14 protein-coding genes, 1 tRNA gene and 1 pseudogene (1 of these 16 running past the window's edge) are annotated in these 15,053 nt (G+C 69.3%); 9 read left to right on the forward strand and 7 right to left on the reverse strand.

The features are described 5' to 3' along the window. The 4 genes from Q0326_RS11895 to Q0326_RS11910 all read left to right on the forward strand — a co-directional run. On the forward strand, positions 1-244 hold a 244-nt coding region (locus tag Q0326_RS11895), incomplete at its 5' end, for a glycosyltransferase (RefSeq protein ID WP_298690608.1). After that, the gene (gene xrtA / locus Q0326_RS11900; protein WP_298690611.1) at positions 241-1,776 is read left to right on the forward strand and encodes an exosortase A; all 1,536 of its coding nucleotides are present in this window, start codon (positions 241-243) and stop codon (positions 1,774-1,776) included. The genes Q0326_RS11895 and xrtA, both read left to right, overlap by 4 nt. Positions 1,777-1,779: 3 nt before the next feature. Further along, a complete protein-coding gene (locus Q0326_RS11905) occupies positions 1,780-3,675 on the forward strand; it encodes an XrtA/PEP-CTERM system amidotransferase (protein WP_298690614.1) in 1,896 nt (631 codons plus the stop codon). 123 nt (positions 3,676-3,798) lie between these two features. Then, entirely contained in the window at positions 3,799-4,098 is a 300-nt protein-coding gene (locus Q0326_RS11910; RefSeq protein WP_298690622.1) for a GIY-YIG nuclease family protein, read from the forward strand. 122 nt (positions 4,099-4,220) lie between these two features. On the opposite strand, the gene truA is transcribed toward Q0326_RS11910, so the two are convergent. Then, positions 4,221-4,961 carry a tRNA pseudouridine(38-40) synthase TruA gene (truA, locus tag Q0326_RS11915; RefSeq protein ID WP_298690625.1) on the reverse strand — a complete coding sequence of 247 codons (741 nt, stop codon included), beginning with the start codon at positions 4,959-4,961 and terminating at the stop codon, positions 4,221-4,223. After that, entirely contained in the window at positions 4,958-5,863 is a 906-nt protein-coding gene (gene fmt, locus Q0326_RS11920; protein WP_298690628.1) for a methionyl-tRNA formyltransferase, read from the reverse strand. The genes truA and fmt overlap by 4 nt, the downstream gene beginning before the upstream one ends. 53 nt (positions 5,864-5,916) lie before the next feature. Here fmt and recR point away from each other — a divergent pair, with 53 nt between their 5' ends. From recR to Q0326_RS11940, 4 genes are all read left to right on the forward strand, one after another. After that, the gene (recR, locus tag Q0326_RS11925; RefSeq protein ID WP_298690631.1) at positions 5,917-6,513 is read left to right on the forward strand and encodes a recombination mediator RecR; all 597 of its coding nucleotides are present in this window, start codon (positions 5,917-5,919) and stop codon (positions 6,511-6,513) included. 133 nt (positions 6,514-6,646) lie between these two features. Beyond that, positions 6,647-7,168, forward strand: a complete 522-nt coding sequence (def, locus tag Q0326_RS11930) for a peptide deformylase (protein WP_298690635.1) — start codon at positions 6,647-6,649, stop codon at positions 7,166-7,168. 188 nt (positions 7,169-7,356) lie between these two features. After that, complete coding sequence (rmuC, locus tag Q0326_RS11935) at positions 7,357-8,751, forward strand: DNA recombination protein RmuC (RefSeq protein WP_298690637.1); 1,395 nt, start codon at positions 7,357-7,359, stop codon at positions 8,749-8,751. Positions 8,752-9,008: 257 nt separating this feature from the next. Continuing rightward, the gene (locus tag Q0326_RS11940) at positions 9,009-10,796 is read left to right on the forward strand and encodes a hypothetical protein (protein WP_298690640.1); all 1,788 of its coding nucleotides are present in this window, start codon (positions 9,009-9,011) and stop codon (positions 10,794-10,796) included. Positions 10,797-11,049: 253 nt separating this feature from the next. On the opposite strand, the gene Q0326_RS11945 is transcribed toward Q0326_RS11940, so the two are convergent. Next, entirely contained in the window at positions 11,050-11,574 is a 525-nt protein-coding gene (locus Q0326_RS11945) for a hypothetical protein (protein ID WP_298690643.1), read from the reverse strand. Positions 11,575-11,655: 81 nt separating this feature from the next. Between Q0326_RS11945 and Q0326_RS11950 the strand changes: the two genes are divergently transcribed. Next, positions 11,656-11,732: transfer RNA gene (locus Q0326_RS11950), tRNA-Arg, on the forward strand. A 72-nt stretch (positions 11,733-11,804) separates the two neighbouring features. Here the strand turns inward: Q0326_RS11950 and Q0326_RS11955 are convergent. The 4 genes and pseudogenes from Q0326_RS11955 to Q0326_RS11970 form a co-directional block, all read right to left on the reverse strand. Next, positions 11,805-11,933, reverse strand: coding sequence for a hypothetical protein (locus Q0326_RS11955; RefSeq protein ID WP_298690646.1), 129 nt, complete (start codon positions 11,931-11,933; stop codon positions 11,805-11,807). A 200-nt stretch (positions 11,934-12,133) separates the two neighbouring features. Beyond that, entirely contained in the window at positions 12,134-13,318 is a 1,185-nt protein-coding gene (locus tag Q0326_RS11960; RefSeq protein ID WP_298690649.1) for a cell wall hydrolase, read from the reverse strand. 242 nt (positions 13,319-13,560) lie between these two features. Next, a complete protein-coding gene (locus Q0326_RS11965) occupies positions 13,561-14,859 on the reverse strand; it encodes an amidohydrolase family protein (RefSeq protein WP_298690652.1) in 1,299 nt (432 codons plus the stop codon). Continuing rightward, positions 14,856-15,053: pseudogene (locus tag Q0326_RS11970) on the reverse strand (amidohydrolase); it runs 1,156 nt beyond the window's last position. The gene Q0326_RS11965 and the pseudogene Q0326_RS11970 overlap by 4 nt, the downstream one beginning before the upstream one ends.

The following is a 15,053-nucleotide window of genomic DNA, read 5'->3' on the forward strand; positions in this document are numbered from 1 at the left end:
GGCGAGGGCGAGGGCGCGGCCGGTGGTCGCCAGCCCGCAAGCGTTTGAAGGGATCGATGCCGAGCCGGGACGCGATCTGTTCGTCGCCGAGGGCGCGGCAGCGCAGGCCGAGGCGGTTGCCGCGCTGCTCGACGATCCGGCGCGCGGAGCGGCGATCGGGGCGGCGGCGCGCGCGCGCGTCGAGGCGCGCTACGCCTGGGACGCGCGGCTCGCCCCGCTCGACGCGATGCTGGCACGGATATGAGCCGCCAGGCGACGATGGCGCGACCGCTCCGGCTGCCGACGATCGCGGGCTGGCGCGCGCATCTGCTGGTGCTCGGAGTCGCGGCGCTGCTGCTGCTCATGCTGTTCGCGCGCGACGCGGCCGACATGGCGACGATCTGGTGGTCGAGCTCGAGCTACGAACATTGCCTCGTGATCCTGCCGATCATCGGCTGGCTGGTGGTCCAGCGTCTGCCTGTGCTGCGCGCGGTGACGCCGCGCGGCTGGCCGCTGCCGCTGCTGTGGGTCGCGGCCGGCGCGCTGGCCTGGCTGCTCGGTGAGGCGGCGGGGGTCGCGGTCGCGCGGCATCTCGGACTCGTACTGATGCTGCAGGGGCTGGTCGCCGCGACGCTCGGGCGCGGCGCGACCGCCGCGCTGCTGTTCCCGCTCGGCTACGCGCTGTTCCTGGTGCCCGCGGGCGACGCGCTGGTGCCGCCGCTCCAGACGATCACCGCGATGATGTGCATGGTGCTGCTCCACCTTGCGCACATACCGGCGACGATCGACGGCGTGTTCATCACCACGCCGGCCGGCTGGTTCAAGGTCGCCGAGGCCTGTTCGGGTGCCAAGTTTTTGATCGCGATGATCGCGCTCGGCGCGCTCGGCGCGCATCTCGGCTTCCGGCGTTGGGAGAGACGTGCGGCGTTCCTGCTGGTCTGCGTCGTCGTACCGGTGCTCGCCAACGGCGTGCGCGCCTTCGCGACGATCTGGATCGCACAGTCGCGCGGCGCGAAGGCCGCCGACGGGATCGATCACGTCATCTACGGCTGGTTCTTCTTCGCCGCGGTGATCGCGCTGGTGCTGGCGATCAGCTGGCGCTTCTTCGATCGCTCCGCGCTCGCGCCGCCGGTCGAGCAGGCGCAGGTGCTGCGCGCGGGCGAACGACAGACGCGGACCTGGCCACCGCTCGGCGCCGCGCTCGCCGCGCTGGCGATCGCGGGTGCGGCGCCGCTGTGGAGCGCGGTCGTCGTCGCCGGCGGCGTCGCGCCGGTCGCGGCCGCCGCGCATCTCCCCGAGGTCGCCGGCTGGACCAAGGTGGACGCGACGCGCCCGCTCTGGGTCCCGCGCTACGACGGCGCCGACCGGCTGCTCGTCCAGCGCTATCGCGACGCGACGGGTGCCGAGGTCGATCTCGCGATCGCGGTTTATGCGGCGCAGGCGCGCGGGCGGTCGCTGGTTGGCTACGGCCATGGCGCGATCGATCCCGACGGCCTATGGTCGTGGGCGGCGGACACGTCCGCACCCGCCGACGGCTATGCCGAGCGGATCGAGGCGGCCGGCGCGGTGTCGCGCGAGGTCGTCGGCTTCTATAGGGTCGGCGAGATGAATACGGGTAGCGCGCCGCGCGTAAAGATCGAGACGCTGCGGCGACACCTGCTCGGCGGCGACCAGCGCGCCGCGGCGCTGCTCGTGTCGTCTGCGGACGCGCAGGGCGGGCGCGGCGCGATCGACCGGTTTCTTGTGGCGCTGGGTCCGGTCGGCCCCGCGATCGACCGGTTCGCGGACGGCCGCTGAGCGATGTGCGGGATCGCCGGCCTCTTCCACCTCGACACGCCCAAGCCGGTCGACCCGCTGCGCGTCAAGATGATGATCGACGCGATCGCGCACCGCGGGCCCGATGGCGAGGGGATCTGGACCGCGCCAGGCGTGGGGCTGGGGCACCGCCGCCTGTCGATCATCGATCTCGCCGGCGGGGACCAGCCGATGCACTCGGCCGACGGCCGGCTGACCGTCGTGTTCAACGGCGAGATCTACAATTATCGCGAGCTGCGCGCCGACATGGCGGCCGCGGGCGCGCGCTTCGTCACCGACAGCGACACCGAAGTGATCCTCCACGGCTGGCGCCGCTGGGGGCCGGACTGCCTCGACCATTTCACCGGCATGTTCGCCTTCGCGCTGTTCGATGCCGACGCACAAAGCCTGTTCCTCGCGCGCGACCGTGTCGGGGTGAAGCCGCTGTTCTACACCGAGCTGCCCGACGGCGCGGTGTTGTTCGGCTCGGAGCTCAAGGCGCTGCTCGCGCATCCCCGCCTGCGCCGCGCGCCCGATCTCACCGCGGTCGAGGATTTCCTCGGGCTCGGCTATGTGCCCGACGACGCCTGCCTGGTCGCCGGCGTCAAGAAGCTCGCGGCGGGGCATCATCTGACGCTGCGCCGCCACCATCCGCTGCCCGAGCAGCGCCGCTGGTGGGACCTCGCCTTCAGCGCCGACGCGCGCGGACCGGTCCGCGATCTCGAGGCGCAGCTTACCGATTACATGCGCATGGCCGTGCGGTCGCGGATGGTGGCGGACGTGCCGCTCGGCGCCTTCCTGTCGGGCGGGGTGGACTCATCGAGCGTCGTGGCCCTCATGGCGGAGGCGAGCCGCACCGCGGTCGAGACCTGCTCGATCGGCTTCGACGTCCCCGATCTCGACGAGACCGCGCACGCCCGGCTGATCGCCGAGCGCTTCGCCACCAACCACCGCGAACGCATCGTCTCGCCCGACGACTTCGGGCTGATCGACACGCTCGTCGACCATTTCGACGAGCCTTTCGCCGATGCCTCGGCGCTGCCGACCTACCGGGTGTGCGAGCTCGCGCGCGAAAAGGTGACGGTCGCGCTGTCGGGCGACGGCGCCGATGAGGCGCTCGCCGGCTATCGCCGCCACCGCTTCTTCGTCGGCGAGAACCGCGCGCGCGGCATGCTCTCGCAGCAGGTCAGTTCGCGCGTGTTCGGCGCGCTCGGCCGCGCCTATCCCAAGGCCGACTGGGCACCGCGTCCCTTGCGCGCGAAAAGCACCTTCGAGGCGCTCGCCCGCCCGCCCGAGGAAGCCTATGCGCGCGCCGTCGCCTTCACCACGCCCGAGCAGCGCGCGCGGCTGTTCACGCCCGAGGCGCTCCGCGCGCTCGGCGGACACCGCGCCGAGGCGCGAATCGAGACCGCGATGCGCAATGCGCCCGCCGCCGACTGGCTCGGCCGCGCGCAATATGCCGACATGACGATCTGGCTGCCCGGCGACATCCTCACCAAGGTCGACCGCACCAGCATGGCGGTGGGACTGGAGGCGCGCGAGCCGCTGCTCGACCACAAGCTGCTCGCCTTCGAGGCGTCGCTGCCGATGGCGATGCGGCTCCGCGGCGGGCAGGGCAAATGGCTGATGAAGCATGCGATGCGCCGCTATCTGCCCGACGAGATCCTCACCCGCAGCAAGATGGGCTTCGTGACGCCGATCTCGGCCTGGTTCCGCGGTCCCCTGGCGGGCGAGGCCGATCGGATCGGGCGGGGCGCGGCGCTGGCGGCGACCGGCTGGTTTCGCCCCGAGGCGCTGGCGAAGGTCGCCAGCGACCACCGCGCGGGGCGGGCCGATCACGGCCGGCTGCTGTGGCAGCTGATGATGCTCGACAAGTCGCTGAGCAGGTTGTTCGGGGTGTAGATTCGCGATCGGCGAAGAGAGACCGACCGCGGCTTAGGGCAGGTGTGACGGGTAGAGTCGCATGCGTCCACTTATCGTCACCCCGGGCTTGACCCGGGGTCCCGCTTCTACTTCCTTCAGCGGATGGATCGGAAGGCGCGAGGCGGCTGGGTCTATATCATGGCAGATCGCTATCGCGGCGCCGTCTATGTCGGTGTCACCGCGCATCTGGCCGCACGCATTCACCAGCACAGGAGTGGGGATGGCTCCGACTTTTGCGCTCGCTACCGTCTTAGGCGCCTCGTCTGGGCGGAACGCTGCGCCGACATCCGCGACGCCATCGCGCATGAGAAGCGGCTCAAGCGCTGGCGACGCGCGTGGAAGGTCGCGCTGATCGAGGAAGGCAATCCGGAATGGCGCGATCTCTATGGTTCGTTGCCGTAAGGAAGAAGCGGGACCCCGGCGCAAGGCCGGGGTGACGAGGGATGACAACGAGCGCACTCTTTTTACGTCGCCTCAGGCCTGATCCCGAGGGCCCGCTTCTGCTTCTCCGAGCAGCCGAAGGCTCACGAATACACCGCATCCACGAAATACAGCCCGTCCGGCGGCGCGTTCAGCCCGAGCGCACCGCGATCCTTCGCCGCAAGCGCGGCGGCCAGATCGTCCGCCGACCATTTCCCCCGCCCGACCAGCGACAGGCAGCCGACCATCGAGCGGACCTGGTGGTGCAGGAACGAGCGCGCCGCCGCCTCCACCTCGATCCCCCCCGCCACGCGCCGGACATCGAGCCGGTCGAGCGTCTTGACCGGGCTGGCCGACTGGCAATGCGCCGAGCGGAAGGTGGTGAAATCGTGCAGCCCGACCAGCCGCTGTGCAGCCGCGTGCATCGCCCCGGCGTCGAGCGTCGGGGGCAGGCGCCACGCCTTGCCGGCGTCGAGCGTCAGCGGCGCGCGGCGCTCGGCGATCCGGTAGAGGTAGCGCCGCCCGGTGCAGGAGAAGCGCGCATGCCAGTCGTCGGGCACGACCGCGCAATCGAGGATCGCGACCGGTGCCGGGCGCATCCGCGCGTTCAAGGCTTCCGTCAGCCGATAGGGCGCGATCGGCTTTGCGATGTCGACGTGCGCGGCCATCCCGGTCGCGTGGACGCCCGCGTCGGTGCGCCCCGCGGCATGGACCGCGGCGGTCTCGCCGGTGATCTGCGTCACCGCCTGCTCGATCGCCTGCTGGACGCTGGGGCCGTGCGCCTGGCGCTGCCAGCCCATGAACGGGCGGCCGTCATATTCGACCGTCAGCCGGAAGCGGGTCACGCGAGCCGCGTACCCGCCGGGATTGCGAAGCCGCGCAGCAGTTCGGGCGTCGGCATCGCGCCGCGGCCCGCACGCTTGACGATCAGCGGGCGGATCGCGCCGGTGCCGCAGGCGATGCCGAGCTGGTCGTCGATCACCTCGCCGGCTGTTCCGTGCGCCTCCTCCATCGCGGCGGCGAGGATCTGGATGCGCTCGCCGGCCTGTTCGAAGAAGGCGCCCGGGGCCGGATTGAACGCGCGCACCTGCAGCTCGACCTGCGCCGCGCTCCGCGTGAAATCGAGCCGTGCCTCGGCCTTGTCGAGCTTGGCGGCATAGGTGACGCCGTCTTCGGGCTGGGTCACGGGCGGATAGGCGGACGGTTCGGCGAGCACCGCGACCATCAGCCGCGCGCCCAGCTGCGCAAGCTCGGCGGTCAGCGCGCCGGCGGTCTTGTGATCGACGCGCACGCGGCCCTCGAGCCGCATCGGCCCGGTGTCGAGCCCGCGCTCCATCTGCATGATCGTGACGCCGGTCTCGGTGTCGCCGGCCAGAATCGCGCGCTGCACCGGTGCGGCCCCCCGCCAGCGCGGCAGCAGCGAGCCATGGACGTTGAGGCAGCCGAGCCGCGGCGCCTCGAGGATCGGCATCGGCAGGATCAGCCCGTAGGCGGCGACCACCGCGACATCGAGATCGAGGGCGGCGAACGCCGCCTGTTCGTCAGTGTCGCGCAGGCTGACCGGATAGCGGACCGGCAATCCCAGCGCTTCGGCGCGCTTGTGCACCGCCGAGGGCATCAGCGCCTTGCCGCGCCCGGCTGGCCGCGGCGGCTGCGTGTAGACGGCGGCAATGTCATGCCCGACCGCGACCAGCGCATCGAGCGTCGGCACGGCGAAATCGGGGGTCCCCATGAAGGCGATGCGCATTGATCTCCAGACGCTTGGCAAGTGCGGTGGCAAGCCCATATCATCCCTCGACCATGGCATCTCCCGAAATCGAAGCTTTGACGCAGGCGCTGGCCCGCCTCCCCGGACTTGGGCCGCGCTCGGCGCGCCGCGCAGTGTTGCACCTGCTCAAACGGCGCGAGACCGCACTGTCGCCGCTGCTGCGCGCGCTCGAGCTCGTCGAGCAGCGGCTGTCCACTTGTCATGTCTGCGGCAATGTCGACACCACCGATCCCTGTTCGATCTGCGTCGATCCGCGCCGCGACCAGCGCGCGCTGTGCGTCGTCGAGGAGGTCGCCGACCTCTGGGCGCTCGATCGCTCGCGGCTGTTCCCCGGGCGTTTCCACGTGCTCGGCGGCCGGCTGTCGGCGCTCGACGGCGTGCGGCCCGAGGATCTCACCGTCGACCGGCTGGTCGGGCGGATCGCGGCGGGCGGCATCGACGAGGTCGTGCTCGCCACCAACGCGACGCTCGAGGGGCAGACCACCGCGCATTACATCGCCGAACGGCTCGAGGGTTTTCCGATCCGCCTGACCCGGCTCGCGCATGGCCTGCCGGTGGGCGGCGAACTCGACTATCTCGACGAGGGCACGCTGGCGCAGGCGCTGAGGGCGAGAAGGCCCATCGAGTAGGTCCAGCTCCCCGGCGAAAGCCGGGGTCCAGGGTTGCGAACGGTGCGCTTGTGGCTCAGGGAACGGGCGAGCCGATCAGGCTGATCGAACCACTCCGCTTGACGAAAAGCCCCGCCGATCATAGCTGACGGGCATGGCGATCCTACCCATCATCGAAATCCCAGACCCGCGGCTGCGCGAGATCTCGACCCCGGTCGAGACGGTCGACGCCGATCTGCAGGTGCTGATCGACGACATGTTCGAGACGATGTACGACGCGCCGGGCATCGGCCTGGCCGCGATCCAGGTCGGCGTGGCGAAGCGGTTGCTGGTGATCGACCTGCAGGAGGAAGAGGAGGGGAAGAAGAACCCCCGCGTCTTCATCAATCCCGAATTTTCCGAACCCTCGGACGACGAGAATGTCTACCAGGAAGGGTGTCTGTCGATCCCCGACCAATATGCCGACGTGATCCGCCCGAGCTCGATCCGCGCCAAATGGCTCGACCGTGCGGGCGTCGCGCATGACGAGCGTATCGACGGGCTGCTCGCGACCGCGCTCCAGCACGAGGTCGATCATCTCGACGGGATCGTGTTCACCGACCATCTGTCGCGGATGAAGCGCGACATGCTGCTCAAGAAGCTTGAGAAGATGCGCAAGCAGAAGCACGCCGCATAGGCATAGAGCCGGCGAAGGAGCGGCTTTTGTGCCGGCGTCCCGGCGCAGGCCGGGATTGACCGACACGGCCCCTTTGCCCTTGAGCGCTTCGCATCTTGGGTCCCGACGTCCGTCGGGACGACGGGGGAGGGCGTTGCGATATCCCCCGCCGCCTGATACGTTCGCCCTTCGTTCTTGAGGAGCCGAGCTTGCAACCCATCGTCGTCATCCTGATCGCATGCGTGGCCCTGGTCGTCGGGCTGCTGCTGGGCTGGCTGTCGGCGTCGCGGGCAAGCGCCGCACTCAAGGCCGAGCGCGACCGGCTCGACGAACGCTCGCGCGCCGCGGACACCGCACGCGCCACCGCCGAGGAACGCGCCAGCGCGGCGCCACTGCTGCGGACCACTCTTGAGGCGGTCACCCGCGAGCGCGACGCCGCGCTGCGGGAACTCGCCTCGGAGCGCGCGATGGCAGCCGAACGCGAGCAAAACATCAGCGCGCGTATGCGCGAAGTTCGCGAAGATCGCGACGCGCTCTCCGCGCAATTCAGCGAGATCGGCGGCAAGCTGCTCGGCGAGGCGCAGAAGGCGTTTCTCGAGCGTGCCGACCAGCGTTTCCAGCAGGCCGACGAGAAAAGCGGCGAACGGCTCAAGGCGCTGCTGTCGCCGGTCGAGACCACGCTCAAACGCTATGAGGAGAACGTCGGCAAAGTCGAGAAGGAGCGGACCGAGGCCTATGGCAATCTCACCGGCCTGATCTCGTCGATGCGCGACGGGCAGGAGGCGGTGCGCGGCGAGGCCGCCAGGCTGGTCAATGCACTGCGGGCGGCTCCCAAGGCGCGGGGCCGCTGGGGCGAGCAACAGCTGCGCAACGTGCTCGAGACCTGCGGGCTCGCCGAGCATACCGATTTCGCCATGGAGGTTTCGGTCAATACCGAGGACGGCCGGATGCGGCCCGACGCGATCATCCGGGTGCCCGGCGGCCAGCGCTCGCTGGTGGTCGATGCCAAGGTGTCGCTCAACGCCTATCAAGACGCCTATGGCGCGGGCGACGAGGCCGAGCGCGCCCGCTATCTGGCGCTGCATGCCGCGGCGATGAAGGCGCATGTCACCGCGCTCTCGGCCAAGGCCTATTGGAGCCAGTTCGCCGACGCGCCCGATTACGTGATCATGTTCGTGCCCGGCGAGCATTTCCTCGCTGCCGCGCTCGAGAGCGACTCGACGCTGTGGGATTATGCGTTCGAGCGCCGCGTGTTGCTCTCGACTCCCACCAACCTTGTCGCGATCGCGCGCACCGTCTCGGCGGTGTGGCGGCAGGAGAAGCTCGCCAAGGAGGCGCAGAAGATCGGCGCGCTCGGCAAGGAGATGTACGAGCGGCTGTCCGCGGCGGCCGGCCATTTGCGCAAGGTCGGCACCGGCCTGTCGAGCGCGGTCAACAACTACAACAGCTTCGTCTCGTCGTTCGAGGGGCGACTGCTCGTCACCGGGCGCAAATTCCGCGACCTCAACATCGAGACGGGGGGCCGCGAGATCGACGAGGTCGCACCCGTCGAGGCGCTGCCGCGACTCGCCACGGCGCTGCAGGCGCCCGCGGTCGACGGCTGATCGTCGGTCTGGCGCGCGCGCTCAAAACTGTGGCGGAGATGCAACGGGGGCCATGATCTCGCGTCCGGGGCGTAACGAGACGGGAATCCCGGCTCTGCTCAAAAGGGCCGGAACCCGCGGGGTTTGAGGCCGTTTGCGGAGCCGACCGAATTGCCGCCGGTGCCGTCTTTCAACCGACACCGGCGCGTAACGCAAGTGTCACACGCCGAAGCTAGGGCGCCGCAAGGCAAAACTGCCGAGCAAGGGGCTCCTAGACAATGACTATCCGGATCACGCTGCTCGCCACCGCGGCGGCTGGCTCGCTTATCGCGACGGGAGCCTATGCCGCTCCCGCCAAAAAGCATCACGCGGCCGCGCATCGCGCACCGTCCGCCAACAGCGAACTGCTCCAGGAGGTCAAGGAACTCCGCGCGCAGGTCGAAGAACTCCGCGCCAAGGTCGACACGACCTCGAGCATCCAGGCCGAGACCGTCGCGCAGGTCAACACCACGCAGGCGCAGGTCGCAAACGTCCAGACCCAGGTCCAGGCCGTGGCCGCGACGCCGCCGGTGAGCAAGGCGCAGGTCGACACGCAGATCGCGACCGCGATCAACAAAGAGCATCACAACGACAAATTCTACTTCAAGGGCATCACGATCACGCCGGGCGGCTTCCTCGAAGCAGCCGGCATCTATCGCAGCCGCTTCCAGGGCGACGACATCGCCTCCAGCTTCGCGATCCCCTTCCCGGGCCAGAGCCATCCCAGCCACACGGCAGAGGGCCGCTTCTCGGCGCGCCAGAGCCGCGTGTCGCTGCTCGCCGAGGGCCAGGTCAACCCGAACACCAAGCTCGGCATGTACACCGAGCTCGATTTCCAGGGCGCTGCGCAAACCTCGAACTCGAACCAGTCGAACAGCTATGTCCCGCGCATCCGCAACGTCTACGGCACGATCGACTGGGCCCGCGACGGCTATGGCATCCACTTCCTCGCCGGCCAGAACTGGTCGCTGCTCACGATGCAGAGCAAGGGCATGACGCCGCGCGCCGAAGTCACCCCGCCGCAGATCGACGCGCAGTACATCCCGGGCTTCGCTTGGGCGCGCCAGCCGGGCGTCCGCATCGTCGGCGACTTCATGGATCACAAGCTGTGGGTCGGCCTCGCGGCCGAAAATCCGCAGACCACCTTCGGCGGCACCGGCGTTCCCGCCGGCGTTGTCTCGGTGATCAACGGTCAGGGCCTCAGCGCCGCATCGGGCACGATAACCTGCCCGGCCGGCACCACCGCCGCCACGCTGCCGACCTCTTGCTCGGTCTCTGTAAGCAGCACCACCCAGGCCGCTCCGTCGGGTTCGTTCCAGCAGTTCTACAACGGCGTCGGCTCATCGCTGTCGCTCAACCAAGTGCCCGACGTGATCGGCAAGGTCGCCTATGAAGCGAACCTCGCGGGCCATGGCGTGCACGTCGAGGGCTTCGGCATCTACCGGACCTTCAGCACCCACGTCGACGGTACCCAGACCAACCGCGACACGCATGGTTTCGGCTATGGCGGCAGCATCAACATCCAGGTCGTACCCAAGATCCTCGACGTCCAATTCTCGGGCATCGGCGGCCGCGGCATCGGCCGCTACGGTTCGGCGGGCCTGCCCGACGTGACCTCGGATGCCGCGGGCAATCTGCATGCGATCAGCGAGTTCATGCTGCTCGCCGGCGCCACGCTGCATGCCACCCCCAAGCTCGACGTCTACGGCTTCGCCGGCGAAGAGCAGGAGTATCAGAAGCTCCTCAACGGCGGCACCACCGGCCTCGGCCTGATCACCGCCAACAACACCGGTTGTTTCGTCGAGACCGCGACGACCACGACGACCAGCACCTGCGCCGGCAACACCCGTCGCATCCGCCAGGTCACCGCGGGCGTGTGGGACAAATTCTACCAGGGACCGTTCGGCCGCGCGCAGATCGGCTTCCAGTGGAGCTACACCCAGCGCCAGCTGTTCGCGGGCATCGGCGGCGAGCCGCAGACCCACAACAATATGGGCTTCGTCAGCTTCCGCTACTATCCCTTCTGATCGACCGATCCGCACGCGCGGGAGGGGCGGGGCTCCCCGGTGCATCTTCGGATGTGCCGGCGGAGCCCCGCTTCGTTTGGATAACGCTTGGCGGCGTACAACATGCCAAGCTCCCGCAATATCGTGCGGCCCTTGCGCCCTACATCATGCCGCTTCGCGGAGGCAGGACGCACAGGCTGACCGTCGGCGGCGCAGGAAGGATCTGGCCGTCGATGGTCTTCGCAAAAGTCCGGTCCGGGCGGTCGACCCGCGATCAGTGGCCTTCGGTGTCCGGCCACGCCTTGGCCAGCGCATCACGCTCGGCCGTATCGATCTGCTGGACGGTCTCGAAGGCCTGTGTCGCAGCGAGCGCTTCGGCGCTGTTGGTCTGCGTGCGTTCCGCATCGCGTGCGCTGTCGAGATCGGCCAACTCTTTGATCACTGGCTCGCGCGCCGCCTCTACCCGCGAAAGCGCAACCTGAGCGGCCGCCCACGGGTCGCTGCCGATGGCGGCACCGCGCCCCCTCGCCAAAACGACGCGCGCTTGATCGAGCACGCGCTGAAAGTCGGCGTCTGCGGTGTGGGCGCGATCGATGGTCGATGCGGAGCGGGCGAGTACGGCCGGGTCCGCGACCTGCGACGGCGCGGCGGGCGTCGCCGGCTCGGCAAGCGACATCTGCTCGATCGGCCGCGGCGCAAGAGAGGGATAGCCGGCGACAGTGCTGGCACAGCCGGCAAGACCGGTGGTCAGGACCAGCAGTGCGGCACGAGCGCAGGGGCGAAAACCGGTGTGGAGCATGCCCTCCGTCTAGAAGTGTGAATTTCTCCCCGCAATGGGGTTGCGCTCCTGCCGGACCCCTTATAGAGACCCCCCCACGGCGCGCCCGTAGCTCAGCTGGATAGAGCATCAGACTACGAATCTGAGGGTCGGACGTTCGAATCGTTCCGGGCGCACCAATCCCCCAACATCGCAAAATCAGTGCTGGTGGGGCGATTTCGGCGAGCGGCGCTCCCGAAGCGGATAGCCCGCTATTCGCGCAAGTGGTTCGCGATGGCGATCCAGGTGTCGCGGGCTTCGCCTTCGGCAGCGGCAATCTGGTGCTCGGCGACACGCGGGGCGTCGGTACCATAGACGGTGCGCACGGCGCGCGCGATCACGACAAGCCGATCATCGCTCGCCGGCGTTGGATCATCGGAATCTATCGCAGCCACGACCAGAGTACTCCTGCGTGCGTCAGCGACCGGAAATACGCGCGCTGTCTACCATAATTCCATCGCGATTCGATCCGATTTCTGCCGACAGACTGTTCCGGCGCCAAGCCGGCCCGGCAGCGTTCCACATAGCGTCATTCTGGCGGTCATCCGCTGCCGGGCAGGCATTGGCCGCGCACCGAGCGCGGATAGCGTCGGCAATCCCAGGCCGGGCGGGCCGTGCCCAGCACGCTGCTCTTGCGATACAGGAAGGCGAGGCTACGCATTGCCATTGGCAGCACCGGCAAGACGCGGGGCGTGTCGCGCTCGTCGGCCCAGGCAAGGACAAGGCAATCCGGCTTGTCCGCGCAGATCGTGAAGGCGGTGACGGCAAAGCCGCTCGGCGCTGCGCCGGGCGCAAGCTGAAGCACATATTGGCCGGCGTCGTCGTCCTTGAGCCGCACGACAGCGCCCTTCAACGCGGCGCGGGGAACGCCGGCGATCGCGAGCGACGTGCGCGGGACCGCAGGGCCGGCGTCGACGTCCGGCGCGATGGGGGCGTCGATCGCCGGGCCGGCCAGTCCGACGATCCGCGGATCGATCAGCTCGGGCGCGGCATAGCGTCCGGAGAAGGCGCCGGGGCGTCCCCAGCCCCCGCGCCAGCGGTAGAAGATCTGGCTGTGGACGGTCGCGACTTTGTCCAAGGTGTCGCGCCAATACGGCACGACGAACTCGGCATGATAATAGGTCGAAAGCCCTACTGCCTTGTCGACGGATCCGGACAGGGCGGCCGCCGCGATCTCGCGGGCGCGCGCCCATGCGGCAAGCGGCGGTACGCGTGTCAGCGAGCCGTCGCAGGTGAAGGTGAACTGACAGCCGGTCTTGCGGCCCGCGCCCGCGAACACCACCCCGCATACCGTCTTGGGAAAGGCGGGGTGGCGCAGGCGGTTGAGCACGACCTGTGCGACGGCCTGCTCGCCGACCGCGTCGTCGCCGGCCTCGTAATAGACCGCAGCGGCAAGGCAGGCTTGCGCTGCGGCATGATCGACGGATGTGCCGAGATAGGCGAAAGGCTTGGCCGGTTCGACTGCGCCGGGGACCGGCGGCACCGCGGCGTTGGACGCGCGCGCCTGCGCCGGTGTCAGCGCCGCGATCTTCATCGGCTCAGCGATCGGGGCAGGGCCGGTGGGCAGGGCGGGTTTTACCCGGACCGCGTGGGGATGGATCCGCGCCTGCTGCGCGCCGGGGTGCCGCGCCGCCGCGAACAGAAGCAGCGCCAGTAGGCCGAGGCCGCCAAGCACGATCGCGAGGCGGCGCAGACAGCGGCCGAGACCGGCGTCGGACATGGTCATTCAGGCAGCACTTCCGTCGATCGTCTATCGGCCACGCCGATCCGGCTGCGCCCTTGGTGGAGGAGACGCAGGGATAGCACAGAAAAACGCCGTGCGAGGCACCCACCGATGCACGCTACGCCCGACCAGGCGCCTCCGGTTCGATCCTGTCGACTGGCCGTGCCTTCTCCGCGTGATCTGCGCGACGAGACGCTGGCTCGACAGCTTCAACGCGCACGGACGATGCGATCGTCGATGGCGCGTCAGTGCTGATAGGCCTTCGGCAAATCTCCTTCCCCGGGCGTGCTGTAGCGGTCACGCAATTCGGTCTGGCGGGTGCGCATCGGTTGCGGTCGGCCGCCGATATAGACGGCGACCGGGGCCGAGGCGAGTTCGAGCGGGTCGCCGTCCCACAGCACGACGTCGGCGCGACGCCCGGCACGAAGCGAGCCGATCTCGCCATCGAGGCCGAGCGCGCGGGCGGGGGCGGACGTGATCGTCGCGAAGGCACGGCCCCAGTCGAGCCCGGTCGCGCCGGGCACGCGGCTGATCGCGACGAGGTTGCCGGCATATTGGGTGAGGTTGCGCTGCTGCGCGGGCGCGCTCGCGTCGACGGTCGAGAGCGCGACCAGGACACCCGCCTGTTCCATCCGGCCGACATTGGATTCGGTCGCTGCGACGCGCTCGAACTGTTCGGGAAGGTCGGCGAGCGCGGCGGCGATCACAGGCACATGCGCGGCGGCGATCTGCCGTGCCACCATCCAGCCCTCGGTCGCGCCGACCAGCACGAGCTTGAGCTGCGGATAGTCGTGGGTCAGCGCCAGCACCGAAAGGATGTCGCTGGCGCGCTCGACATGGACGAGCAGCGGCATCTTGCCGTCGATCACGGGGAGCAGGGCAGCAGCGTCGCCTCGCTTGATCAGCGATCCGCGCTCGCGGCCGCCGAAACCGGCCGCGTTGCGGCGATAGTCTTGCGCCTCGGTGAGCGCATCGCGGAACATCGCATAGGCGGCGGGGCGGCTGCCGCCCGCCGTCTTGCCGCCGTCCTCGCCGAGTTCGACATATTGGAAAGCGCGCGGGCGGGTCACCGGCGGGTCGCCGAGGCCCAGCGTGATCACCGCGCCTTGGCCTGCAAAGATCGACCCTCCGGTGCCAGGCGAGACCAGCGCGCTGGTGATGCCATCGGCGCGCTCAATGGCCATGATCACGCCGTCGGGGTTGATCGCGGTCGAGACGTCGAGCGCCGCGGCGAACGGCGATTTGTCGGCGCTGGTGTCGTTGCTCTCCTCGATGCCGTCCGAATCGGCCAGACCAAGGTTGGTGAGACCCGCCACGATGCCCGCGGCGACCCATTTGCCATGCGCGTCGATCACGGTTGCGCCCGCGGGCACCGCGACCGACGCACCAGCCGCGACGATCCGTCCGTCTCGAACCAGCACGGTGCCGCCGGGCATCGGCGCACTACCGTCGCCGATCGCGACGGTGCCGCCGACGAAGGCGATGGTCTGGGCGGAGAGTGGCGCCGCGATCAGCGCCGCGACGGCGAGCAGCGCGGCCTTCACTTGGTGTCTCCCATGCCGGGCTGGCCTAGCTCGAAATCCGATACCGGTCTCAGCTTCGGATCATGCTCGTCGTAGAGGAGCGCGCCGTCGATCCAGACCTTATCGGGTCGCGAGTAGACGCTCAGCGGATTGCCGTTCCACAGCACGACGTCCGCCATCTTGCCTGGTTTGAGGCTACCGGTCCGGTCGGCAAT

This window comes from uncultured Sphingomonas sp. (assembly GCF_937859915.1).
Taxonomy (GTDB): Bacteria; Pseudomonadota; Alphaproteobacteria; order Sphingomonadales; family Sphingomonadaceae; genus Solisphingomonas.